The organism is Mycolicibacterium monacense, assembly GCF_010731575.1.
Classification (GTDB): Bacteria; Actinomycetota; Actinomycetes; order Mycobacteriales; family Mycobacteriaceae; genus Mycobacterium; species Mycobacterium monacense.
In genome coordinates this window covers 3,509,595-3,532,823 of sequence record NZ_AP022617.1, presented here as the reverse complement: position 1 = coordinate 3,532,823, position 23,229 = coordinate 3,509,595, and the positions used below count along the sequence as shown (strand labels likewise).

The following is a 23,229-nucleotide window of genomic DNA, read 5'->3' as shown; positions in this document are numbered from 1 at the left end:
AAGCCGGCGATAAGTCGCCCGTCGGTGCGATACCACACCCGATGGGCCGCGCGGTGTCACGATATTGAAGTGCATCGCGAGGGTGTCTCGCACGGGAGCGATGACCGACGTCGAGACCTCGGCGGCGGTTCGATTGACGAGTTGCTGGATCGGGCGGTGGCCGCGATCAACCGCGGGGATCGGGCGACCGCGACGGTACTGACGGCGCAGGTGCTGGAGGCCGACGGCGCGAACGCCGAGGCCGAAGACCTGTTGGCCGTGCCGGACCACCCGGGAGAGATTCGCCGACTGACGATTCTCTTCGCCGATCTGGTGGATTCGACGTCTCTCTCCACGAGGGTGGAACCGGAGACTTATCGCCTGGTGGTGGGGCGGTACCGCGAGCAGGTGGTGCGCATCGTGGAGCGCTTCGGGGGTCATGTCTGTTCGACGAAGGGTGACGGTCTTTTGGCGGTGTTCGGTCACCCCATCGCTCATGAAGACGACGCGCGCCGCGCGGTGGCAGCGGGTCTCGACATCACCGGCGGGGTGGCCCGGATCAGCGAGGCGGCCCGCCGCCGATTCGGGTTCGACATAGCGGTTCGTGTCGGCGTCCATCGGGGACCGGTGTATCTGGATACCGAGCAGGACGACGTCTACGGGCTTGCGGCCAACCTGGCTGCACGGGTGTCGGGCCTGGCACCACCGGATTCGGTGGTGGTGTCGGATGCGGTCGCGCCGTTGATCACCCGGTTCTTCCAGATGGAGTCACGCCCGCCTGCTGCGGTCAAGGGCGTCGAGAAGCCGGTGGCCTACTACCGGGTGACCGCGGAGCGGCCAGAGCCGATCAAGCTCACCCGTGGGCCGTTGGTGGGGCGTGATGAGGAAGTCGCGCTGTTGCGGGAGAACTGGGCGTGCGCGCAGGCCGGCTCACTCTCGATGGGCATGGTGTTTCGCGGAGAGGCTGGTATCGGGAAATCGCGTCTGGCTGCGGCGGCCGTGGAGGTGGCTGAGCGCTCGGGCGCTGTGGTACTGGAGTTGGCAGGATCCGAGTTTCATGCCGATGTCGGCTTATACGCCGTCCGAGGATTGATCGAACGCCGTTGTGGAATCGAGCGACTGAGCGCCCCTACTGAACGAATTCGCCTGCTCGGCAACGAAATCAACGCCCGTGGACTGGACCCGGCAACCGTACTGCCGCTGTTGGCCCCGGTTCTGGGTATCGCCCCCCAGCACGGTTACCAGCCGGTGCCGGCCGAGGGTGCAAAGCTCCAAGAGCTCATCGACGCCGCGGTACATCAATATCTGAAGGCATGCCTCGGCGAGGAAGCAGCCCTTGTGGTCGCCGAGGATCTGCACTGGGTCGACTCAGCCTCTCTTGCTGCCCTCGGTGGGCTGCTCAGGGCGAATCCCGGTTCGTACCTGGTGGTGATGACGGGTAGGCCGGACGGATGGACTGGTGAAGATTGGCCGGTCACAACGTTCGATCTGGCGCCTTTGACCGACGCGCAGACCGACGAATTGGTGGACCGACTCGAACCCGGTGCGAGCGCGGCGCAGAAGGCGGCGATACGTCAGCGCTGTGACGGCATCCCGTTCTACGTCGAGCAGGTGGTGGCCGGGCTGACCGAGACCGGCGTGCCCGAGACGTTGTACGAGCCGTTGTTCGCGCGACTGCGCGCAAGTGCGAACGCAATCCCGGTACTCGAGGCGGCCGCCGTCATCGGCCGCCACATCGATCGCGGTCTGCTGTGCTCGGTCGTCGATTTGAGCGTCGAGGAGCTCGATGACGTCATCGAGGAGCTCGAGGGGGCGCTGGTGCTGGAGCGGTGGGGGAGCGATGGCTGGCGGTTCCGCCACGAATTGCTGCGCGAGGTCGCCGCCGAGTTGGCTCCCGAGAGTGTTCGGCGTGGCTTGCACGCCAAAGTCGCCGATGCCCTCAGTGGGGATGCGGACTGGCGCCTGGTCGCAGGCCACTTCGAGCGAGCCGAGCGGTTCCGCGAGGCCGCATCGGCCTATCAGCGGGCGTCGAACGATGCGCGGCGTCGTGGCGCACTCGCCGAGGCGCGGACCCATCTGACCCAAGCCCTCGGGCAACTCGACCGTGCGACGCCCGGTCCGGAGCGCGACCGACAGGAGATGGCTGCGCGGCTACGGCGGGGAGTACTGATCTCGGTCGCGGAGGGCTATCAGAGTCGCGCCGCCGCCGGCGACTTCGAGCGATGTCTGCAGCTGGGCGGGACCGACCTTGGTGACGACGAACTGTTCGCGACGCTGACCGCGCTGGGAAACTACTGCTTGGCGCGGGCTGACCTGGGACGGGCGGCCGAGGTCGTCAAATCGCTACGCGCCGGCCTCGCGAAACGACAATGGTTCCGCCCGGCAGTCGACATGCTGGTCGGACTCTTGGCCTGTTTACGCGGCGAGTTCGAGCTCGGTTGCAGCAGCCTCGAGGCTGCGACGGTCGGCGTGGCCGCAGGCCACCATGACGTTGTCGCCGTCTGGCGGTTCGTGCCCAACGAGCCGGTCACGTCGGCGCACATCCACTTGGCCCTGGTCGCACTGGTACGAGGTGACCTCCGCGGTGCCGAGAGGGAGCTGTCCGTCTCGGCGGACCGGGCCGAAAGGCTCAGGTTCCCCCAGGGCCCGTACATGCACGCTTGGGAGCTTTTCGTGGCGACGTGGCTGCGCATCGAGGCCGGTCAGCTCGCCCGTGCGGCGACACTGGCTGCTGAGTTGCGCGGGGTGGCTGAGTGGCACGGTTTCGACATATGGCGGCAGCGGGCGGCGTTTCTCGAGGCCGCTGTCGGTGGCCTGGCGGCGCTCGACACCGAAGACGTGGACACAGCAAAAGCGATGGCTCACACCGCCACCGCCACCACGCTTCTCGACGAGTTGCGAACGCTCGAAGCGAACATGTACAGCACCTTCTACGACGCGGTCCTCGGGCGGCTCTTGATCGCCGTCGACCAGTCCGAGCAGGCCCACGCGCGCCTCAGCGCTGGACTGGCGTTGGCAGAGGATACCGAGATGCACTTCTACGATTCCGAGTTGCTACGACTACGCGCTCAGACTCATACCGATCACACTGCGATCCAAGCAGATCTGCACGCTGCGCGTGAACTCGCACGATGCCAGGGTGCGCCGCTCTTCGAATTGCGCGCCGCACTCGACGATTTCGTGTCTCGTGGCGAGTCTGCGCGCGCCGCGCTTGTTGCGGCGGTCGACCGCATACCCGCAGAAAGCGCGATGCCGGACGTGGCGAGGGCGCGGGCCACGTTGACGCTCTCGAATACGTCTGACGGATGACTCGGGCAGTCAGCCCGTCGGACGCCAGAAACCTTGAAAGCCCTGTCCCGCATTCGTGGTCCGGATCGCCGAGAGTTTGACCGGATCACCCGCCTCGACCATGACGCCGTCACCGACGACCATCGCGACGTGTCCGTCCCACACCGCGAGGTCACCGGGCCGCAGCGAACCGGCGTCGACGGCGGCGCCGACATCCTGCTCCTGCGCCAACCGGGGCAGGTCCAAACCGGCCTCGCGGTAGGCCCACTGCGTCAGGCCGCTGCAATCCAGTCCGACACCCGGGGTGGTGCCGCCCCACTGATACGGCACCCCCAACTGGGTCAGCGCGTGGCGCACCGCCTCAGCGGCGACCGCGTTCGGCGCGGTGGCCGTACTGCCGTCGGGCAACCGCACCGCCACACCGTCGCCGAACACCCCAGGATCGGGCTGGGCTGCCACCCCGCGGCGCGAGGCCGCCTCAGCCGGCCGGCCCTTCGAAGTCCGGGAAGCCAGGGACGCCAGGGACGCCGTCGGGGTGGCGCCGCCGAGCGCACCGGGCGCGCCCCCGCCGAAGCCGGCCGGAACGTTGGGCGCAGGCGGGGCTCCCGGCGCCCCACCGGGTGAGGTGAGCGCACCGGCGTGGCTGTCGAGTTCGGCGCGCAACTCCTCGACGATGCCGATGGCTTCGCGCAGGGCGCGCCGGGCCTCGGTGAGCAGTTCCTCGGCGACGCCCGGGGTGTCCAGCTGGGATTCGAGCGCGGCCGCCCGGGTTTCGAAGCGTTCGACGATGTCCTGCAGGCGGGCGGCGGCGCGGGCGACGGCGGCGCCTGCTTCGCGGGTGCCCGCGGTCAGCCGGCCCGTCCGGTCGGCCAACTCGGTGACCGCTGCGGTGGTGGCCGCGGCGAACGCCCCCGCACTGTCGGCGCCGCTGCCCGACCAGCCGTCGGCGGTGCGCTGCCACGCTGCCTGCGTCGCGGTCGACACCCCGCCCAGCGCGTCCCGCACCGCGGCCAGCGCGGCGGCAGGCGCGCCGCCGGAACCGTCCGGCCACCCCGGGCCGACGAGCGAGCGCACCTCGCGCAGCGGTGCCGAGAGCGCTTCCACCAGCGTGCTCGGCACGGTCAGGCCCGTAGAAGTGCGGCGGCGCGGACGTGCGCCTCGTCGTAGGCGGCGGCTGAACCCTGCGCGGTCGCGCCACCCGCGGCCACCCGGTCGGCCAGCGCGGTGGCGGCGGCGGATTCGGCGGCGGCCGCCTCGGTCAGTGCGGCGAGGAAACGCGCACCGACCGGACCCAGCGACTGCGCCGCGGCCGCGACCGGTATGGCGCCCAGCGCGGCCGCCGCGGCGGCGAGGTCGGCGGAGTGCGCGGCGTCGGCGCGGGCCAGTGCGCGGATGGCGTCGGTGTCGGCGAGGACGGTGTCGGCGAGCATGCGAATACGACGTTGAGAACGCCCGCGCGGTTCCCGCTAAGGTCGGCGCCATGGATGTGCGCGTCGTCGATCACCCGCTGGCCGCTGCTCGACTGACCACGCTGCGCGACCAGTCCACCGACAACGCGGCATTCCGTTCGGCGTTGCGCGATCTCACGCTGATGCTGGTCTACGAGGCCACCCGCGACGCCGCCCGCGAGGACGTCGAGGTGCGCACCCCGCTGGCCGTGACGACCGGGTCGCGGCTGGCGCGCCCGCCGCTGCTGGTTCCGGTCCTGCGCGCCGGGCTCGGGATGGTCGACCAGGCGCACGCGCTGATCCCCGAGGCGCGGGTGGGGTTCGTCGGCGTGGCCCGCAACGAGGAAACCCACGAGCCCACACCGTATCTGGAGTCGCTGCCCGCCGACCTGAGCACACAGCCGGTGTTCGTGCTCGATCCGATGCTCGCCACCGGCGGGTCGCTGGCCCACACCGTCGGGCTGTTGCAGGCGCGCGGCGCCGTCGACATCACCGCCATCTGTGTGGTGGTCGCGCCGGAGGGTGTCGCCACCCTCGAACGGGCCGCGCCACACATGCGGCTGTTCACCGCGACGATCGACGAATGCCTCGACGAGGCCGCCTACATCGTGCCCGGACTCGGCGACGCCGGAGACCGGCAGTTCGGTCCGCGCTGAGGCTCACCACTGTTGCGCCAGGGCCACCAGTTCGTCGCGCAACCGCTGCGCCTCGGCGCGCGCCCGCCCCACGTCGCCGGCGCAGGCGCGTCGAACCTCGATGTAGGACTTCACTTTCGGTTCCGTCCCGGATGGTCGCACGACCATGCGCACCGAGGTGTCGGCATCCCCGCCGCTCAGGATCAGCGCATCCGAGCGCATCGGCGCGGGTGAGGTGTTCAGGTCGGTGACGGCGACCTCGTGCCCGGCGAGGCGATCGGGCGGGGTGTCCCGCAGCCGGGCCATCACCCCGGCGGCTTCGTCGGCGTCGGCGACCGGGCGGCTGACGGCCGCGGTGACATGGACGCCGTGGCGGCGGGCCAGGTCGTCGAGGACGTCGAGCACGGTGCGGCCGTGCTGTTTCAGCACGCCGACGAGGTCGCAGAACAACACCGCCGCACTGATGCCGTCCTTGTCGCGCACCGCGGCCGGATCCACACAGTGGCCGATGGCCTCCTCGTAGGCGTACACCATGGTCTTGCCGGGTAGGTCGTCGTCGGCGCGGGAGAGCCATTTGAAGCCGGTGAGCGTTTCGACGTAGTGGGCGCCGTGCGCGGCGGCGATCGCCGCGAGCATTCGCGACGACACCACGGTGCTGGCCACCACGGTCGCGTCCATGACCTCGCCGGGCTCGACCTGGTCAAGAATGTAATCGCCCAGCAGCCAACCGGTTTCGTCCCCCGAGAGCATCCGCCAGCCGTCGGGTGTCGGCACCCCGACCGCGCACCGGTCGGCGTCCGGGTCGAGCGCGATCGCGACGTCGGCGTCGACGTCGGCGGCCAATTCGAGCAGCGCGTCGACCGCACCCGGTTCTTCCGGGTTGGGCAGCGACACGGTGGGGAAGTCGGGGTCGGGTGCGAACTGTTTGTCGACCACGTGGACATCGGTGATGCCTGCCCGCACGAACGTGTCCATCGCGTACTCACCGCCCACCCCGTGCATCGGGGTGAACGCCACCCGCACCGGGGCCGTCGAGTACCGGACGTTGGCCGCCCGTTCGACGTAGTGGGCGATCTCCTCCATGCCGCCGGTTTCCACTTCGGCCCTGGCGATCTCGTCGGCCATCGGCGCCTCGGCGATCGCGGCCTCGATGTCGGTGTCGGTGGGGCCGATGATCTGCAGCCCCTCCTCGAAGTACACCTTGTACCCGTTGTCGGTCGGCGGGTTGTGCGATGCGGTGATCTGGATTCCCGCGGCGGCGTGCATGTGCCGCACCGTGAACGCCACCACGGGCGTCGGTACGGCGGCCAGCAGCAGCAGCACCTCGAACCCTTGTGCGGCGAGCACTTCGGCAGCGGCGCGGGCGAATTCGTCGGAGCGGTGCCGGGCGTCACGGCCCACGACGACCTGCGAACCCGCTCGGCCGCGGTCCTTGAGCACCTTGGCGACCGCCCACGTCGTGCGCAGCACCACCGCCAGGTTCATCCCGTTCGGGCCGGCGCGCAGCGGCCCGCGCAGCCCCGCCGTCCCGAATGTCAGTGAGCGGGAGAACCGCTCGTCGAGTTCGTCGGGACTGCACTCGGACAACTCCGCCGCGGTGTGCGGGTCTGGGTCGTGAGCAATCCACTCCTGCACGGTCGTCGAGGTCGCCGGGGAAGTCATGGAGCAAGTGTGCCCGCTTTGGCATCGTTTAATGCCAGCTTGCGGAGCACCGGTGCGACGAGCATCAGCAGGTCGAATTCCAGGTCGGTCAGCGTGTCGGCCATCGCCCGGTGCAACCATGCGTCGCGCTCGGCGCGGTCGGCCTCGAGCAGTGCGACACCGGCCGGGGTCATCTCGATGAGTTGTCTGCGGCGGTCCCGGTCGTCGGGGCGGCGCGAGATGAGACCGCGGGTGAGCAGTTCGTTGATGCTGTCGGTCAGCGACTGCGCGCGCACCTGCAGGCGGGCGCCGAGTTCGGCCGGGGTGGTGACGCCCGTGCGGCTGACCTCGCCGAGCAGTTCCAGCTGGCTGAGCGTCAGGCCGTGGTCGGGCCGGTGTCGCCGCATCTGTCGGGCGACCGCCATGATCGCCTCGCGGAGTTCGGTGGCGGGAGCGGCACGATCGGTCATGAACAAGTTATACCTTCACAGTTCTCAGGTCCGTAGCGCTTTCGTTGCATGTTGCGTCACGAGAATGCTAAGGACATACTTGGCATTGACCCATTGGGGAGGTTGGATGCGGCGGATTCTGAAGTGGGTGTTGCTGGCGGCGGCGTCGGTCGCCGTGACCGTTCCGCTGACCCTCGCCGGCGTGCCGTCGGCCGGACTGTTCGCGGCACTGGCGGTCGGCGTCGTCCTCGCACTGCTCTCGCTGGCACCCGCCGGGGTTCCCCGGCCCGCGGGGGTCGTGGCGCAGGGAGTCCTCGGGGTCTACATCGGCACGATGGTGCAGCACGACGCCTTCGCCGCGCTCGGTTCGGACTGGCCGTTCGTCGTCGGCATCGCCGTCGCGACCCTGCTGCTGAGCGTGGCCGCGGGGGCGTTGCTCGGACTCCATCGCGAGGTCACCCCGCTGACCGGGTCGCTGGCGCTGACCGCCGGCGGCGCCTCCGGCCTGGTGGCCATCGCCCGCGACCTCGGCGGCGACGACCGGGTGGTGTCGGTGGTGCAGTACCTGCGGGTGGCCCTGGTGACGGCGTCCATGCCGCTGGTCGTCGCGTTCGTCTACCACCCCGACAAATCCCACCCCTCCGCGGACATGGCCCAACAGTCAACGGCGCCTTGGTATCTGAGCCTCGCCGTGCTGGCGGCCCTGGTGCTGGTCGGCGCCGCGGGCGGTCGGCTGCTGCGGTTGCCGGGCGCCGGTCTGCTCGGGCCGATGGCGCTTACCGTGGCGTTGCAGCTGACCGGTCTGTCGTTCGGGTTGTCGGTCCCGGCGCTCCTGGTGCAGGCCGCCTACTTCGTGATCGGCTGGCAGGCCGGGTTGGCCTTCACCACCGAGTCGCTGCGCGCGATCGCCCGGATCCTGCCCGCCGCGCTCGCGCTGATCGCGGTGCTGGGTGTCGGCACGGCCGGTCTCGGGGTGGTGCTCGCCCACTACACCGCGCTGACGCCGCTCGAGGGATACCTCGCGACCAGCCCCGGCGGGGTGTACGCGGTGCTGGCGACGGCGGTGGAGACGGGGTCCAACGTCACGTTCATCATCGCCGCGCAGGTCTTGCGGGTGCTGCTCATGCTGTTCGCCTCACCGCTGCTGGCCCGCTTCGTCGTGTGGGCGAGCCGGCGGCTGAGCCGTCACCCCGCCGATCAGAGCGATGCGACGACGCCGGCCAGCAGAGCACCCATCCGCGTCGCGGACTGACGGCCAGCCTCCAGCACCTCCTCGTGCGAGAGCGGCTGCCCGGTCATGCCTGCGGCCAGATTGGTAATCAGCGAGATCGCCAGCACCTCGGCGCCGGCCGCGCGCGCGGCGATCGTCTCGTGCACTGTCGACATGCCGACCAGATCCGCGCCGAGCGTGCGCAGCATCCGGATCTCGGCCGGGGTCTCGTAGTGCGGCCCCGGCAGTCCGGCGTAGACGCCTTCGGCCAGGGCCGGGTCGATCGTCCTGGCGAGTGTCCGCAGCCGCGGTGCGTACGCGTCGACCAGATCGACGAACTGCGCCCCCACCAGCGGGGAACGGGCGGTGAGGTTGAGGTGGTCGCTGATCAGCACCGGCTGACCCACGGTGTACTCCTCGCGGAGCCCGCCGGCGGCGTTGGTCAGCACGACCGTGCGCACGCCCGCCGCGCACGCCGCCCGCACCGGGTGCACGACATGGCGCAGATCGTGGCCCTCGTAGGCGTGGATGCGGCCGACGAGGACCAGCACGCGGTGCCCGCCGATCGGAACGGACAGCGCGACCCCGCCGTGGCCCGCGGCCGTCGGCGGCGTGAACCCGGGCAACTCGGACATCGGCACGGACGCGGTGGCGGCGCCGAGGGCGTCGGCCGCGGGCGCCCAACCCGATCCGAGCACGACCGCGACGTCGTGTTCGTCGGCTCCGGTGCGGTCGCGGATCACCGCGGCGGCCTGCTGGGCCACGTCCGCTGGGCTGGTCACGGTGTGCGAGCTTAGCTGTCGAAGCCGCGCGATTCGTGCAGTGAGATACTGCGTCAATGCCCTCCGCCACCGCGTCGACGAGCGTCGAAGACGCCGTCCACCGCCGCCGCGGAGACCTCGTCGAGTTGTCACACGCCATCCACGCCGAGCCGGAACTGGCGTTCGGCGAATACCGCAGCTGTGCCAAGACCCAGGCGTTGGTGGCGGAGTACGGCTTCGAGATGACCTCCCCGGTCGGCGGCCTCGACACCGCATTCCGCGCCTCGTACGGCAGCGGGTCGCTGGTGGTCGGTGTGTGCGCGGAGTATGACGCGCTGCCCGACATCGGGCACGCGTGCGGCCACAACATCATCGCCGCCTCGGCCGTCGGCACCGCGCTGGCGCTCGCCGAGGTCGCCGACGACCTCGACCTGACCGTGGTGCTGCTGGGCACACCGGCCGAGGAGGCCGGCGGCGGCAAGATCCTGATGCTCGAGCGGGGGGTGTTCGACGACATCGCCGTCGCGGTGATGCTGCATCCCGGGCCGGTGGACATTGCCGCGGCGAGGTCGCTGGCGCTCTCGGAGGTCGACGTCACCTACACCGGGCGGGAGTCGCACGCGGCGGTCGCCCCCCACCTCGGGCTCAACGCCGGCGACGCCGTCACCGTCGCGCAGGTGGCGATCGGGTTGCTGCGCCAGCAGTTGGCGCCGGGGCAGATGGTGCACGGGATCGTCACCGACGGCGGCCGGGCCACCAACGTCATCCCGGCCCACGCCGCGCTGCGCTATTCGATGCGCGCCGCCGAATCGGTCTCGCTGCGCGAACTCGAGGACCGGATGGCGGGCTGCTTTCAGGCGGGCGCCGTCGCCACCGGCTGCGACTATGAGGTCACCGAGACCGCACCGGCGTACGCCGAGCTGACCCCGGACCACTGGCTGGCCGCGGTGGTGCGTGACGAGATGGAGCGGGTCGGCCGCACTCCGGTGCCCGCCGAGGTCGAGGCCGCGCTGCCCCTCGGCAGCACCGACATGGGCAATGTCACGCAGGTCGTACCCGGTATCCACCCGGTGGTGGGCATCGACGCCGGCGGCGCGTCGATCCACCAGCCGGCGTTCACCGCGGCCGCCGCGGGACCCAGCGCGGACAGGGCCGTCGTCGAGGGTGCGATCATGTTGGCCCGCACCGTGGTTCGTCTCGCCGAGACGCCCGCGGAGCGGGACCGGGTGTTGCAGCGGCAGGAGAGGCGAGCGTCGTGAGCGTGCTCAAACATGCCGCCGCGCGCTGGCTGTCGGCCAACTACGACGAGCTCGTGGCCTGGCGCCGCCACATCCACGCCAACCCGGAACTGGGCCGTCAGGAGTTCGCGACGACGCAGTTCGTCGCCGCCCGGCTCGCCGACGCCGGGCTCAACCCCAAGGTCATGCCCGGTGGGACGGGGTTGACCTGCGACTTCGGCCCCCAGCACGGCCCCCGGATCGCGCTGCGCGCCGATATGGACGCGCTGCCCATGGCCGAGCGGACGGGCCTGCCGTTCTCGTCGACCGTGCCCAATGTCGCGCACGCCTGCGGTCACGACGCCCACACCGCGATCCTGCTGGGCGCGGCGACGGCGATGGCGTCGGTGCCCGAACTGCCCGTCGGCGTGCGGCTGATCTTCCAGGCCGCCGAGGAGCTGATGCCCGGCGGCGCGATCGACGCGATCGCGGCCGGTGCGCTGAGCGGGGTGTCGCGGATCTACGCGCTGCACTGCGATCCGCGGCTGGCGGTGGGCCGGGTGGCGGTGCGGCCCGGCCCGATCACGTCGGCGGCCGATCAGATCGAGGTGACGCTGCACTCGCCGGGCGGGCACACGTCGCGCCCGCACCTGACCGGTGACCTGGTCTACGGGCTCGGCACGCTGATCACCGGGGTCCCGGGTGTGCTCTCGCGCCGCATCGACCCGCGCAACAGCACCGTGATGGTGTGGGGTGCGGTCAACGCCGGCGTCGCCGCCAACGCGATCCCGCAGACCGGCACACTGGCCGGGACCATCCGAACCGCGTCGCGTGAAACGTGGCTGACGCTGGAAGACATTGTGCGCGAGATCGTGTCGGCGTTACTGGCGCCGCTGGGGATGGAGCACAGTGTGCTGTACCGCCGCGGCGTGCCGCCGGTGGTCAACGAGGAGGTCTCCACCCGCATCCTCACCCACGCGATCGAGGCGATCGGCCCGGACGTGCTCGCCGACACCCGCCAGTCCGGCGGCGGCGAGGACTTCTCGTGGTACCTCGAGGAGGTGCCGGGGGCGATGGCGCGGCTCGGGGTGTGGAGCGGCCGGGGGCCGCAGCTCGATCTGCACCAGCCGACGTTCGACCTCGACGAGCGCGCGCTGGGCGTCGGCGTGCGCGCGCTGGTCAACATCGTCGAACAGGCCGCCCTCCTCTAACCGTGCTCAGTCGTCGAGTTCGATCACCGGCATCGGCTGCGTCGGTACCTCCGCGACCGCCATCTTGGCCGCCGAATCCGGTGGGATGACGTCGCGCGCCAACGCGACCAGCGCCCGCTCCGTGCCCACGTCACGGCCCGCCCGTTCGCTGAGCAACCAGCGCACCTCGAGCAGATCGCAGAACGCCTGGATCGGCGTGCCCGCGCGGCCGATCGCCTCATGGGCGCGGTGCATCGTCGGCGTGGCGACCTCCATCACCCACAGCTGCGCCGCCGTCGAGTCGTCGACGTCGTGGCCGCTCTCGCGGCTGAGCTGGGCCTGGAAGGTCTGCAGATCGCCGAGCAGCGTGCGGGCCTGCCCTTCGCCGACGTCGAGGCCGGTCAGTGCGCGCAGCCGTTCGGCGTGGAACCGGCGGTCGCCGACGGCGACGTGCAGCCGCAGCCGGTCGGGTGCGGTGTCGCTGACCGGTTGCAGCGTGACCTCCTCGACGGCGAAGCCGAGTTCGTTGAGCCGGCGGATCGTGCCCTCCACGCGGTACCGGTCGCTGAAGTCGAAGACCGGTTCGGCGTGCAGCACGTCCCACAGCCGCTGGTACCGGTTCGGGATGTCCTGCGCCTCGGCGATCAGCGCGTCCTCGAGTTCCTCCGACGAGCCGAGGTAGGCCGCCAGGTCCATCAGGTCGGCGGCGACGTTCTCGACCAGGATGTCGAGGTCGTGGCCGCGCTGCCCGTCGGAAAGCCGGGGGTGCACCTCGGAGGTCTCGGCGTCGACGAGCCACGCCTGCAGCACCTGGCCGTCGCGGGAGAACAGTGTGTTGGCCAGCGAGCAGTCACCCCAGAACACGCCGTGGCGGTGCAGTTCGACGAGCAGGGTGGCCATCGCGTCGAACAACCGGGCGCGGTGCTTGGGCTCCTCGGGCGGCAGTCTGCGGAACAGCCGCCGGTACTGCCACGACCCCTCGAGGAACCGGGTCAGCAGAATCGACGTGTCGAAATCGGGCTGGTGTACCAGTCCGGCCCGGCGCACGGCGGGCAGGCCGAGGTCTTCGAGCTCACCGAGTACCCCGTACTCCTTGCGTGCGATGCGGGGCGGCAGTTCTTTGACCGCCCACAGCGCACCGTCGCAGTCGACGAACTTCACCAGGTGGCGGCTCGGCCCGACGGCGATGTCGCGCAGCGGCACGTCGGGCACCGCCCACTCGGCGAGCGGTCGGTCCCACGGCAGTGCGAGCAACTCGGCGCCCGGGGTGCGCAGCCGGAGTTCGGGGACGGCCATGAGCACAGCCTGTCACCGTCGCGCGGCGCGGAACGCACCTTCGCGGGATGGGGCAGGTCAGCCCGGGGTGCCGGGGCCGACGCTGCGCGACGGGCGGGTCCGCAGGTCGTGCACGTAATCGGCGGGCGCACCCGCGATCTCGGCGGCGTCGGCCATCACCCCGAGGTAGCGTGCCGACGGCAGCCCGCCCTCCCAGGCGTCGACCACGTAGAGCCACGCCAGCACCGGGTCGGTGTCGGTGTCCGACGACAGCCGGTCCACCCGGCAGCGGATCTTCTTGTGGACGCCGAGCTCGGAACCCTCCCAGCGGTCGAGGGTCTCCTCGTCCTCTTTGGTCATGTCGTAGAGCACGACGAACACCTTCGACAGGGGATCCTCGACGACCGTGGCCAGCGCGCCTTCCCAGCCGATGTCCTCGCCGCCGAACGTCAAGCGCCAGCCGTGCAGCCAGCCGGTCCCGGCCATCGGCGAATGCGGTGCGCGCTCCATCATCTGCTCGGGATGCATGTTCGACCCGTAGGCGGCGTAGAGCGGCACGGTAGGAGAGCTTAACCGGCGACCGGCCGGCCGCGACCGGAAGCGCCCGCCGACAGCAAGCGGCTAGATTGTGCTCGTGGCAACCCGCATCGTGATCATCGGCGGCGGGCCCGCCGGTTATGAGGCGGCACTGGTTGCCGCAGGACCCGAAACCCACGTCACCGTCATCGACTCCGACGGGGTGGGCGGTGCGTGCGTGCTCTACGACTGCGTGCCGTCGAAGACCTTCATCGCCTCGACCGGGGTGCGCACCGAACTGCGCCGCGCGACCGGCCTCGGGTTCGACATCAGCATCGAGGACGCCAAGATCTCGCTGCCGCAGATCCACAACCGGGTCAAGACGCTGGCCCGCTCACAGTCCGCCGACATCGGCAGCCAACTGCTGCGGGAGGGCGTCACGGTCATCGGCGGCCGCGGCGAACTGGTCGACGACGTGCCGGGGCTGGCGCAGCACCGGGTCCGGGTCCGGACGCACGACGGCAAGACCGGTGTCCTCAAGGCCGACGTGGTGCTCATCGCCACCGGCGCCAGCCCCCGCGTGCTGCCCAACGCGGAGCCCGACGGCGAGCGCATCCTCACCTGGCGTCAGCTCTACGACCTGACCGAACTGCCCGAACACCTGGTGATCGTGGGCTCCGGTGTCACGGGCGCCGAGTTCTGCAACGCCTACACCGAACTCGGCGTGACGGTGACCGTGGTCGCCAGCCGCGACCAGATCCTGCCGCACGAGGACAGCGACGCCGCCGCCGTCCTGGAAGAGGTGTTCGCCGAACGCGGCGTGACCCTGGTCAAGAACGCCCGCGCCGAATCGGTGACCCGCACCGAGAACGGGGTCAAGGTGCAGATGGCCGACGGCCGCTGTGTGGAGGGCAGCCACGCGCTGATGACCGTCGGCTCGGTGCCCAACACCGAGGGGCTCGGCCTCGAGCGGGTCGGCATCGAACTCGCCCGCGGCGGTTACATCCCCGTCGACCGGGTGTCGCGCACACCGGCGGCGGGCATCTACGCCGCCGGCGACTGCACCGGCCTGCTGCCGCTGGCGTCGGTGGCGGCCATGCAGGGCCGGATCGCGATGTACCACGCCCTCGGCGAGGGGGTGGCCCCGATCCGGTTGCGCACCGTCGCCTCGGCCACGTTCACCCGTCCGGAGATCGCCGCCGTGGGGATCCCGCAGACCGCGATCGACGACGGCAGTGTGCCCGCCCGCACCCTGATGCTGCCGTTGAACACCAACGCCCGCGCGAAGATGTCGCTGCTGCGGCACGGCTTCGTCAAGATCTTCTGCCGCCCGGCGACGGGCGTGGTCATCGGCGGTGTGGTGGTGGCCCCGATCGCGTCGGAGCTGATCCTGCCGATCGCGCTGGCGGTGCACAACCGGATCTCGGTGACCGACCTCGCGCAGACCCTGTCGGTGTACCCGTCCCTGTCGGGTTCGATCGTGGAGGCCGCGCGTCGGCTCATGGCGCACGACGATCTGGACTGAACCCCGCGGACGCGAGGAGCAAAGGAAAAGCACGTAGCCTGGGAACGGTGAGTGACCCGATCGCAGGTAACGGGCAGACTTTGCTCGGGCCCGACCAGCGGGCCGAGGCCTGGCGGCGGCTCGGCAGCGAGCAGTTCGACGTCGTGGTGATCGGCGGTGGCGTGGTCGGAGCCGGCGCCGCCCTCGACGCCGCCACCCGTGGACTCAAGGTCGCCCTGGTGGAGGCGCGCGACTTCGCCTCCGGGACGTCCAGCCGCAGCAGCAAGATGTTCCACGGCGGTCTGCGCTACCTCGAACAGCTCGAGTTCGGGCTGGTCCGTGAGGCGCTGCACGAACGCGAGCTGTCGCTGACCACGCTGGCGCCGCACCTGGTCAAACCGCTGCCCTTCCTGTTCCCGCTGACCAACCGCTGGTGGGAGCGGCCCTACGTGGCGGCGGGCATCTTCCTCTACGACCAGCTCGGCGGTGCGAAATCCGTTCCCGCGCAGCGGCATCTGACCAAGTCCGGGGCGTTGCGGCTGGCGCCCGGACTCAAACGCAGCTCGTTGATCGGCGGCATCCGCTACTTCGACACCGTCGTCGACGACGCGCGGCACACCATGATGGTCGCCCGGACGGCGGCGCATTACGGCGCGGTGGTGCGCACGTCGACGCAGGTGGTCAACCTGCTGCGGGAAGGTGACCGGGTGATCGGTGTCGCCGTGCGCGACAGCGAGGACGGGTCGGTCACCGACGTCCACGGCCACGTCGTGGTCAACGCCACCGGCGTGTGGACCGACGAGATCCAGGCGCTGTCACGGCAACGCGGCCGGTTCCGGGTGCGCGCATCCAAGGGTGTGCACATCGTGGTGCCCCGCGATCGGATCGTCAGCGAGGTCGCGATCATCCTGCGCACCGAGAAGTCGGTGCTGTTCGTCATCCCGTGGGGGACGCACTGGATCATCGGCACCACCGACACCGACTGGAATCTCGACCTGGCGCATCCGGCCGCGACGAAGGCCGACATCGACTACATCCTCGACCACGTCAACACCGTGCTGGCCACGCCGCTCACCCACGACGACATCGACGGCGTCTACGCCGGGCTGCGTCCGCTGCTGGCGGGGGAGAGCGAGGAGACCTCGAAACTGTCCCGTGAGCACGCCGTCGCCAGCCCGGCGCCGGGACTGGTCGCGATCGCCGGCGGCAAGTACACCACCTACCGCGTGATGGGTGAGGATGCGATCGACGCGGCCGCCGAGTTCGTCCCCGCGCGCGTGGCGCCGTCGATCACCGAGAAGGTGCCGCTGATGGGGGCCGACGGATACTTCGCGCTGATCAACCAGACCCAGAGTGTCGGCGCCCATTACGGTTTGCACCCGTATCGGGTGCGTCACCTGCTCGACCGGTACGGCTCGCTGATCAGCGAGGTGCTGGCATTTGCCGACGGCAGGCCCGACCTGCTCACCCCGATCACCGCGGCGCCCGTCTACCTCAAGGTGGAGGCCGCGTACGCCGCGGCCGCCGAGGGGGCACTGCACCTCGAGGACATCCTGGCCCGCCGCATGCGCATCTCGATCGAGTATCCGCACCGCGGCGTCGACTGTGCCCGTGAGGTCGCCGAAGTCGTTGCGCCCATTCTGGGTTGGAGCGCCGAGGACGTCAGCCGCGAGGTGGACACGTACTGTGCGCGCGTCGACGCGGAGGTGCGCAGCCAGCAGCAACCCGACGACGAGTCCGCCGATGCGCTGCGCGCGGCGGCGCCCGAGGCCAGGGCGGAGATCCTCGAACCCGTCCCGTTGCGATGAGCCGGGTGCGGCCCGCGCCACTTCCGGTGCGCGACGGGCTCGGACCGGCCCGGGTGCGGCTGCGCGGCGGTGCGGTGCTGGTCGAGCTGGCCGACCGCTTCGGAGAGGCGGTGGCGGCCAAGGTGTTCGACGGTGGCGTGCTGACCGCCGACGGCAGCGTGGTCACCCCGGCCACCGTGCTGCCGCCGGGCACGCACGTCTACCTGTATCGCGATCTGCCGGTTGAGGTTCCGGTTCCGTTCGCGATGCCGGTGCTCCACCGCGACGACAACATCGTGGTCGTCGACAAACCGCACTTCCTGGCGACGATGCCGCGCGGCCGCCACGTCGCCGAGACCGCGGTGGTGCGGCTGCGCCGCGCGCTCGACCTGCCGGAGCTTTCGCCGGCGCATCGGTTGGACCGACTGACCGCCGGAGTGCTGTTGTTCACCACCCGCCGAGAGATCCGCGGGGCGTACCAGACGATGTTCTCCGACGGTGCGGTCGCGAAGGTGTACCTCGCGCGCTCCGCCGGTCACGCCACCGTCGACCTGCCGACCGTCGTGCGCAGCCGAATCATCAAGGAACGCGGCCGGTTACAGGCCTTCGAGGAGCCGGGGGAGCCGAACGCCGAAACGCTGGTCGAACACCTCGGGGACGACCTCTACCGGCTGACACCGCGGACGGGGCGCACACACCAACTACGGGTGCACATGTCGTCGCTCGGCCTGCCGCTCCTCGGTGACCCGCTGTATCCGGACGTCATCGACGTCGCACCCGACGACTTCACCGACCCGTTGCAGTTGCTCGCCCACAGCATCGAATTCGACGATCCGCTGACCGGCAGGCCGCACCGCTTCGTCACCGGCCGGACGTTGTGATTTCGGCGTGCTCGGTCGCGCTGGGCGCGACCAAACACGCCGAAATCGCTCACCGAATCCCGCAATGACGCATTATTGGCGGGTGCGAAGAATGCTGTCGATCCCCGGTGCGTGCGCGGTCGCGCTCGTCTTCGCCGCGGGTCTGACCCCGATCATCCCCACGGCGAACGCCACCGTCTGCGGATCTGTCGGGGGCAGGCACGTCGACATCAGTGGATGCTCCGATCCGTTCGCCTACCTGAACGAGGCGCTACCGCCGCCACCCCCACCGCCGCCGCCTCCACCTCCGCCGCCACCGCCCGGTGCGCCGCCTCCGCCGCCACCACCGCCCCCACCTCCACCGCCGCCGGTCTACGTGCCGCCACCGCCGGTGGGCAACATCGATGCCTGCGTGAATGTGGGCCGCCGGATCAGCGTCAGCGGCTGCATCTGAGCGGCGTGGTTCACTGACGCGATGGACCGCGCGAAGTTCGACCGACTCTTCGATCTGACCGGCCGCACCGCCGTCGTCACCGGCGGCACCCGAGGTATCGGTCTCGCGCTCGCCGAGGGTTTCGCGCTGGCCGGCGCCCGGGTGGTGGTCGCCAGTCGCAAGCCCGACGCCTGCGAACGCGCCGCCGAGCATCTGCGTGGCCTCGGCGCACAGGCCGTCGGCGTCCCCACCCACCTCGGGGACATCGACTCGCTCGAGTCGCTGGTCACCCGCACCGTCGAGGAGTTCGGCGGCATCGACATCCTGGTGAACAACGCCGCGAACGCGCTGGCGCAACCGCTGGGGGAGATGACGCCCGAGGCGTGGACGAAGTCCTACGACGTGAACCTGCGCGGCCCGGTGTTCCTCGTACAGCACGCGCTGCCGCACCTGAAGGCCAGCGCGCACGCCGCGGTCCTGAACACGGTGTCGGTGGGCGCGTTCAACTTCGCGCCGAACGTGTCGATGTACGCCGCGGGCAAGGCGGCACTGCTGTCGTTCACCCGGTCGATGGCCGCCGCCTACGCGCCGTACGGCATCCGCGTGAACGCGCTGGCACCCGGCCCCGTCGACACCGACATGATGCGCAACAATTCGCAGGAGGCGATCGACGCGATGGCCGGCGCCACGCTGATGAACCGGTTGGCATCACCGGACGAAATGGTCGGCGCCGCACTGCTGTTGGTTTCCGACGCCGGCAGTTACCTGACCGGTCAGGCGATCATCGTGGACGGTGGCGGAACGCCTCGCTAGCCTCGCGCACCTCACCGGTGGTCGACGCCAGGATCTGGCTGCGGTTCTCCAGGTGCAGCGCCTGTTCGAGGCTGCCCGCCTCGAGGTTCGCCCACAGCACCTGTTTGGTCGACTCGAGGCCGAATTTGCCGTAGCTGCAGAGGGTTTCGGCGATCGCCAGCGCGTCGTCGAGCACGTTCGCCGACACCCGCGACACCAGACCCAGGCGCAGCGCCTCGTCGGCGTCGACCTGGCGGGCGGTGAGGATCAGGTCGAACGCGTGGCCCGCGCCGATGATGCGCGGCAGCGTGTAGCTCACCCCGATATCGCAGCCGCCGAGGCCGAGTTTGATGAATTGTGTGCAGAACCGGGCGGTTTCGGATGCCAGGCGGATGTCGGCGGCCGCCGCGATCGCGAACCCGCCGCCGTACGCCGGACCGTTCACCGCGGCGATCACCGGTTGGCGCAGCCGGTGCAGCCGGACGGTCAGCTCGGCGATACGTTCCTGCCAGCGCATACCCGAGCGCGGGAACTCGATACCGCCGCCGGCCTGGGGCGGATTCGGAGCGGTGAGGTCCAGACCGGAACAGAATCCGCGCCCGGCCCCGGTCAGCACCACCACACGGCACTCGTTGTCCGCGGCGATCTCGTCGAGCGTCGAGTGGAAGGCCTCGACGAGTTCGTAGGACAGGGCGTTGAGCTTCTCGGGACGGTTGAGGGTGATGACGGCGATGTCGGGCCGGGGGTGCGTCAGCTCCAGGACGGTCATGGTCGACACGCTAGGTGTTCGGGTTCCGGTTTCGGGGCGTTCGGCGGAGACGTGCAAGGCCGGCGTCGCTAGCCGCTCGTCGCCTTCCCGGTGAAGAGCCATGCCGTGAGCCACACGGTGGCCGCCGCGACGAACAGCGCACCGGGAATGTGGAGGTAGATGGTGGTGCCTTCGCCGAGGGCCGCCTGGACGAAGGTGTAGACGAACAGCGCGAGGGCGACCGCAACGGTCCACCAGTGTCTGCGCCGCTCGTACGTCATGCCGGCGAGGCCGACGGTCAGTCCGCCGGTGGCGACGTGCAGCGCGATGGCGGCGTAGCCGTGCACGTCCTCCGCGCGACCCTCCTGGATCAGGACGCCGGCGGTGCCGAATGACACGCATACGACGACCAGGGTGAGGATCGCGAAGAGTCGGGAGGCGGTATGCCACACAGGGGAAACCGATGCCGGGCTGCTCACCGATTCAGGGTAGCGGGGATGGGGGACGATCAGCCCGCGCTGCGCCATCCACTGACGCCGACGGTGATCATCCGCAGCTGTTTGACGGCGGTGCGCTTGATGTCGGCGAGGGCGGCCGCGTCCGTCGCATCCTCGATGGCCTCGGCGATCGAGATCATCGCGTTGACGATCAGACTGGCCAGGATGTTGAGGTCTTCGGCGCTCCAGGTGTTCAGCCCGGGGAAGCGGGCCAGGTCGATCGCGAGCTCGGAGGTGATCAGCCGGATCTCGGTGCGGATCGCATAGCGCAGCACGGTCACCCCGCTCGACCGCTCCCGGCCGATGAAGCGCCAGTACTCGCGGCGCTGGTTGACACCCTCGATGAGCATGTCGACCGACGATTCGATGACCCGTGTCGGATCCAGCTTGCCCGCACGGGCGCCGCGCAGCAGATCGCGCAGGACACGGAAGGACTCGTCGATCAAGACCAGTCCGAGTGCCTCCATCGAATCGAAATGCCGGTAGAACGCCGCGGGAGAGATGCCCGCCTCGCGGGTGACCTCACGCAGGCTCAGCGCCGCGAAACTGCGGTCCTCCAGCAGCGACAGCGCGGCGGTGACGATCGCCCTGCGGGTGGCTTCCTTCTTCTCCTCGCGCGACGAGGCGGAACCCCGGGAACGCGAGCCGGACCGGCCTGTGCGTGAACTGGGTGTACGACTGTTCACGATGTGAAACCTACCACAAGCTGGGTCGATATCCTTGACGGCACCCACTGTAACCGCGGATGGTATACACATGTTCACTGAAACGCGTACACGGAGTCTGCGGGAGCGGGTGCTGCGCTCTCCGCTGCTCGACCTGCTGACCGGGCCGCACGGCGTGGACCGGTACACCGAGCTCGTGACCCCGACGTGGACGCTGGGCGAGGCCCGCGCCAGGGTCGTCGCGGTCCGTCGGCAGACCGCCCGCAGCGTCACGCTGACCCTGGAACCGAATCAGGTGTTCACCGGGTTTCGCGCCGGCCAGCACATCAACCTCAGCGTCGAGATCGACGGCCGCCGTCGCACCCGGTGCTACTCACCCGCCAGCGCCGAGGGCGCGGCGCTGATCGAGCTGACGGTCGGTCGCCACGACGGCGGCCTGGTGTCGACGTACCTGTGCGATCACGCCCGCCCCGGAATGGTCGTCGGACTCGACTCGGTCGGCGGTGACTTCACCATGCCGACGACCCGGCCGCGGCGGATCCTGTTCGTCGCCGGTGGCAGCGGCATCACCCCGGTGCTGTCGATGCTGCGCACTCTGCGGGCGGAGGGCTCCGACCGCGAGGTGGCATTCGTCCACTACGCCCGCAGCGCGGCCGAAGCCTGCTACCGCGACGAACTCGCCGCGATGTCGGGTGTGCGGGTGCTGCACGGCTACACCCGCGACACCACCGGCTCCGACCTGACCGGCCGCTTCGACGCCGACCATCTTGCTGCCGCGATGCCCGAGGCCGACGCCGTGTTCGTCTGCGGTCCGCCCGATCTGGTCGACGCCGTGCGCCGGATCCGCCCGGACGCCCTGGCCGAGTCGTTCGTGCCGCCGACGTGGGACGCGCCGACCGAGGCATCGGGCGGGCAGGTCAGCTTCGCCGACAGCGGCGTCGCGGTGACCGACGACGGGCGCCCCCTGCTCGAGCAGGCCGAGGCCGCCGGGCTCACCCCCGAGAGCGGGTGCCGAATGGGCATCTGCCACAGCTGCACCCGCCGCAAGACCAGCGGCGTGGTCAAGAACCTCATCACCGGCGCGGTGTCGGGGGTCGACGAGGAGGACGTGCAGATCTGCGTGTCCGCACCCGTCGGCGACGTCGAGATCGCGCTCTAGGAAAGGAATCAGCCATGACCTCCACCATCACCCCCGCACCCCCGCAACGGGGCGTCGAGAAGACCGTCGCCGGCCAGACCGTGCGCCTGTCCGCCGAACAGGTCGAGGCATTCGGCCGTGAACTCGACGCGCTGCGCGAACAGGTGGTCGCCGATCTCGGCGAACGCGACACCACCTACATCCGCAAGGTCATCAAGGCCCAGCGAACACTCGAAATCGGCGGCCGCGCCATGCTCTTCGGCGGTATCTTCCCACCGTTCTGGCTCGCGGGCACGGCGATGCTGGGCCTGTCGAAGATCATCGACAACATGGAGATCGGCCACAACGTCATGCACGGCCAGTACGACTGGACCGGCGACCCGGCGTTGTCCAGCAAGAAGTTCGAATGGGACAACGCCTGCCCGGGCGACCAGTGGCGGCATTCGCACAACTACATGCACCACACCTACACCAACATCGTCGGCATGGACCGCGACATCGGCTACGGCATCCTGCGGATGAGCGACAACCAGCGGTGGCAGCCGTACTTCCTGGGCAACCCGGTCTACGCGTTCCTGCTGATGGTGCTGTTCCAGTACGGCGTCGCACTGCACGAACTGGAGACCGAGCGCATCCGGGCCGGTGAGATCAGCATCGCCGACAAACGCGAGATCCTGCAGGGTATCTGGCGTAAGACCAAGCGGCAGACGCTCAAGGACTACGTCGCCTTCCCGCTGCTGGCCGGACCGTTCGCGCCGTGGGTGTTCACCGGTAACCTGACCGCGAACCTGATGCGCAACGTGTGGTCGTACATGATCATCTTCTGCGGTCACTTCCCCGAAGACGTGCAGGAGTTCTCGATCGAGGAGACCAAGGCCGAATCACGCGGCCAGTGGTACTTCCGCCAGGTGCTCGGATCGGCGAACCTGACCGGATTGTTCCCCCGTCGCTCCGCTCGCCCCGATTCGGCAAAGCTGTTCCACCTGCTGAGCGGGAACCTGTCGTTCCAGATCGAGCACCACCTGTTCCCCGACATCCCGGCCCACCGCCACGCCGAACTCGCACCCGCGGTGCGTGACATCTGCCGCCGCTACGGGCTGCCGTACAACTCCGGGCCGCTGCCGCGCCAGTTCGCCAGCGTGGTCCGCAAGATCGTGCGACTGGCGCTGCCGAGCTGACCGCGTCTCGCGGTCGGA

At 70.1% G+C, this 23,229-nt stretch carries 22 protein-coding genes; 12 read left to right on the top strand and 10 right to left on the bottom strand.

All coding sequences use genetic code 11. The annotated features are described in order from the left end of the window. Nucleotides 1–69: 69 nt before the first annotated feature. Nucleotides 70–3,288: an ATP-binding protein gene (locus G6N49_RS16940; RefSeq protein ID WP_082947881.1), complete on the top strand. Its 3,219-nt coding sequence runs from the start codon at nucleotides 70–72 to the stop codon at nucleotides 3,286–3,288. A gap of 9 nt (nucleotides 3,289–3,297) precedes the next feature. On the opposite strand, the gene G6N49_RS16935 is transcribed toward G6N49_RS16940, so the two are convergent. Both G6N49_RS16935 and G6N49_RS16930 read right to left on the bottom strand, forming a co-directional pair. Continuing rightward, nucleotides 3,298–4,386 (bottom strand): C40 family peptidase, encoded by a 1,089-nt coding sequence (locus G6N49_RS16935; protein ID WP_011854933.1) that lies wholly within the window; start codon nucleotides 4,384–4,386, stop codon nucleotides 3,298–3,300. 2 nt (nucleotides 4,387–4,388) lie between these two features. Then, the gene (locus tag G6N49_RS16930) at nucleotides 4,389–4,697 is read right to left on the bottom strand and encodes a hypothetical protein (protein ID WP_041924987.1); all 309 of its coding nucleotides are present in this window, start codon (nucleotides 4,695–4,697) and stop codon (nucleotides 4,389–4,391) included. Between the two features lie 50 nt (nucleotides 4,698–4,747). On the opposite strand from G6N49_RS16930, the gene upp reads away from it, so the two are divergent. Beyond that, entirely contained in the window at nucleotides 4,748–5,371 is a 624-nt protein-coding gene (gene upp / locus G6N49_RS16925) for a uracil phosphoribosyltransferase (protein ID WP_011768111.1), read from the top strand. Between the two features lie 3 nt (nucleotides 5,372–5,374). Here the strand turns inward: upp and G6N49_RS16920 are convergent, their stop codons facing one another. After that, on the bottom strand, nucleotides 5,375–7,012 hold the full coding sequence (locus G6N49_RS16920; protein ID WP_011854934.1) for a phospho-sugar mutase: 1,638 nt from the start codon (nucleotides 7,010–7,012) through the stop codon (nucleotides 5,375–5,377). Further along, complete coding sequence (locus G6N49_RS16915; protein WP_011854935.1) at nucleotides 7,009–7,461, bottom strand: MarR family winged helix-turn-helix transcriptional regulator; 453 nt, start codon at nucleotides 7,459–7,461, stop codon at nucleotides 7,009–7,011. Before G6N49_RS16915 ends, G6N49_RS16920 begins: the two co-directional genes overlap by 4 nt. 106 nt (nucleotides 7,462–7,567) lie before the next feature. Between G6N49_RS16915 and G6N49_RS16910 the strand changes: the two genes are divergently transcribed. Continuing rightward, nucleotides 7,568–8,692: an AbrB family protein gene (locus tag G6N49_RS16910; protein WP_011854936.1), complete on the top strand. Its 1,125-nt coding sequence runs from the start codon at nucleotides 7,568–7,570 to the stop codon at nucleotides 8,690–8,692. On the opposite strand, the gene G6N49_RS16905 is transcribed toward G6N49_RS16910, so the two are convergent. Beyond that, the gene (locus G6N49_RS16905; RefSeq protein WP_011854937.1) at nucleotides 8,638–9,432 is read right to left on the bottom strand and encodes a purine-nucleoside phosphorylase; all 795 of its coding nucleotides are present in this window, start codon (nucleotides 9,430–9,432) and stop codon (nucleotides 8,638–8,640) included. The two genes, G6N49_RS16910 and G6N49_RS16905, sit on opposite strands and share 55 nt — an antisense overlap. Nucleotides 9,433–9,488: 56 nt before the next feature. Between G6N49_RS16905 and G6N49_RS16900 the strand changes: the two genes are divergently transcribed. After that, a complete protein-coding gene (locus G6N49_RS16900; protein WP_011854938.1) occupies nucleotides 9,489–10,670 on the top strand; it encodes a M20 family metallopeptidase in 1,182 nt (393 codons plus the stop codon). Continuing rightward, a complete protein-coding gene (locus G6N49_RS16895; protein WP_011854939.1) occupies nucleotides 10,667–11,839 on the top strand; it encodes an amidohydrolase in 1,173 nt (390 codons plus the stop codon). The genes G6N49_RS16900 and G6N49_RS16895 overlap by 4 nt, the downstream gene beginning before the upstream one ends. 6 nt (nucleotides 11,840–11,845) lie before the next feature. Here G6N49_RS16895 and G6N49_RS16890 read toward each other — a convergent pair whose 3' ends face one another. Beyond that, nucleotides 11,846–13,114: a DUF4032 domain-containing protein gene (locus G6N49_RS16890; RefSeq protein ID WP_011854940.1), complete on the bottom strand. Its 1,269-nt coding sequence runs from the start codon at nucleotides 13,112–13,114 to the stop codon at nucleotides 11,846–11,848. 57 nt (nucleotides 13,115–13,171) lie between these two features. Then, nucleotides 13,172–13,651 carry a gamma-glutamylcyclotransferase family protein gene (locus tag G6N49_RS16885; protein WP_011558659.1) on the bottom strand — a complete coding sequence of 160 codons (480 nt, stop codon included), beginning with the start codon at nucleotides 13,649–13,651 and terminating at the stop codon, nucleotides 13,172–13,174. Nucleotides 13,652–13,727: 76 nt separating this feature from the next. Between G6N49_RS16885 and G6N49_RS16880 the strand changes: the two genes are divergently transcribed. The 5 genes from G6N49_RS16880 to G6N49_RS16860 all read left to right on the top strand — a co-directional run bounded on the left by G6N49_RS16880 (nucleotide 13,728) and on the right by G6N49_RS16860 (nucleotide 19,006). Next, entirely contained in the window at nucleotides 13,728–15,134 is a 1,407-nt protein-coding gene (locus tag G6N49_RS16880; RefSeq protein ID WP_064917609.1) for an NAD(P)H-quinone dehydrogenase, read from the top strand. Nucleotides 15,135–15,181: 47 nt separating this feature from the next. After that, nucleotides 15,182–16,921, top strand: coding sequence for a glycerol-3-phosphate dehydrogenase/oxidase (locus tag G6N49_RS16875; RefSeq protein WP_011854942.1), 1,740 nt, complete (start codon nucleotides 15,182–15,184; stop codon nucleotides 16,919–16,921). Next, entirely contained in the window at nucleotides 16,918–17,781 is an 864-nt protein-coding gene (locus G6N49_RS16870; protein ID WP_064917564.1) for a pseudouridine synthase, read from the top strand. The genes G6N49_RS16875 and G6N49_RS16870 overlap by 4 nt, the downstream gene beginning before the upstream one ends. 64 nt (nucleotides 17,782–17,845) lie before the next feature. Further along, the gene (locus tag G6N49_RS16865) at nucleotides 17,846–18,214 is read left to right on the top strand and encodes an RNA-binding protein (RefSeq protein ID WP_221222086.1); all 369 of its coding nucleotides are present in this window, start codon (nucleotides 17,846–17,848) and stop codon (nucleotides 18,212–18,214) included. Between the two features lie 21 nt (nucleotides 18,215–18,235). Next, nucleotides 18,236–19,006, top strand: a complete 771-nt coding sequence (locus tag G6N49_RS16860; RefSeq protein ID WP_064872312.1) for an SDR family NAD(P)-dependent oxidoreductase — start codon at nucleotides 18,236–18,238, stop codon at nucleotides 19,004–19,006. On the opposite strand, the gene G6N49_RS16855 is transcribed toward G6N49_RS16860, so the two are convergent. The 3 genes from G6N49_RS16855 to G6N49_RS16845 form a co-directional block, all read right to left on the bottom strand. Beyond that, nucleotides 18,975–19,754, bottom strand: coding sequence for an enoyl-CoA hydratase/isomerase family protein (locus G6N49_RS16855; protein WP_064872310.1), 780 nt, complete (start codon nucleotides 19,752–19,754; stop codon nucleotides 18,975–18,977). The genes G6N49_RS16860 and G6N49_RS16855 overlap by 32 nt on opposite strands. A 68-nt stretch (nucleotides 19,755–19,822) precedes the next feature. Next, nucleotides 19,823–20,212 (bottom strand): hypothetical protein, encoded by a 390-nt coding sequence (locus G6N49_RS16850; protein WP_064872316.1) that lies wholly within the window; start codon nucleotides 20,210–20,212, stop codon nucleotides 19,823–19,825. A gap of 29 nt (nucleotides 20,213–20,241) precedes the next feature. After that, entirely contained in the window at nucleotides 20,242–20,916 is a 675-nt protein-coding gene (locus G6N49_RS16845) for a TetR family transcriptional regulator (protein WP_064872308.1), read from the bottom strand. Between the two features lie 70 nt (nucleotides 20,917–20,986). Here G6N49_RS16845 and G6N49_RS16840 point away from each other — a divergent pair, with 70 nt between their 5' ends. Both G6N49_RS16840 and G6N49_RS16835 read left to right on the top strand, forming a co-directional pair. After that, entirely contained in the window at nucleotides 20,987–22,054 is a 1,068-nt protein-coding gene (locus G6N49_RS16840) for a ferredoxin reductase (protein WP_011854949.1), read from the top strand. A gap of 14 nt (nucleotides 22,055–22,068) precedes the next feature. Beyond that, entirely contained in the window at nucleotides 22,069–23,211 is a 1,143-nt protein-coding gene (locus G6N49_RS16835) for a fatty acid desaturase family protein (RefSeq protein WP_011854950.1), read from the top strand. Nucleotides 23,212–23,229 lie beyond the last annotated feature (18 nt).

Bases quoted from the DNA above. Each gene is read 5' to 3' on its own strand.
- G6N49_RS16930 (WP_041924987.1), bottom strand. From the start codon at position 4,697: ATGCTCGCCGACACCGTCCTCGCCGACACCGACGCCATCCGCGCACTG.
- upp (WP_011768111.1), top strand. From the start codon at position 4,748: ATGGATGTGCGCGTCGTCGATCACCCGCTGGCCGCTGCTCGACTGACC.
- G6N49_RS16920 (WP_011854934.1), bottom strand. From the start codon at position 7,012: ATGACTTCCCCGGCGACCTCGACGACCGTGCAGGAGTGGATTGCTCAC.
- G6N49_RS16915 (WP_011854935.1), bottom strand. From the start codon at position 7,461: ATGACCGATCGTGCCGCTCCCGCCACCGAACTCCGCGAGGCGATCATG.
- G6N49_RS16910 (WP_011854936.1), top strand. From the start codon at position 7,568: ATGCGGCGGATTCTGAAGTGGGTGTTGCTGGCGGCGGCGTCGGTCGCC.
- G6N49_RS16900 (WP_011854938.1), top strand. From the start codon at position 9,489: ATGCCCTCCGCCACCGCGTCGACGAGCGTCGAAGACGCCGTCCACCGC.
- G6N49_RS16890 (WP_011854940.1), bottom strand. From the start codon at position 13,114: ATGGCCGTCCCCGAACTCCGGCTGCGCACCCCGGGCGCCGAGTTGCTC.
- G6N49_RS16870 (WP_064917564.1), top strand. From the start codon at position 16,918: ATGAGCCGGGTGCGGCCCGCGCCACTTCCGGTGCGCGACGGGCTCGGA.
- G6N49_RS16865 (WP_221222086.1), top strand. From the start codon at position 17,846: ATGACGCATTATTGGCGGGTGCGAAGAATGCTGTCGATCCCCGGTGCG.
- G6N49_RS16860 (WP_064872312.1), top strand. From the start codon at position 18,236: ATGGACCGCGCGAAGTTCGACCGACTCTTCGATCTGACCGGCCGCACC.
- G6N49_RS16855 (WP_064872310.1), bottom strand. From the start codon at position 19,754: ATGACCGTCCTGGAGCTGACGCACCCCCGGCCCGACATCGCCGTCATC.
- G6N49_RS16840 (WP_011854949.1), top strand. From the start codon at position 20,987: ATGTTCACTGAAACGCGTACACGGAGTCTGCGGGAGCGGGTGCTGCGC.
- G6N49_RS16835 (WP_011854950.1), top strand. From the start codon at position 22,069: ATGACCTCCACCATCACCCCCGCACCCCCGCAACGGGGCGTCGAGAAG.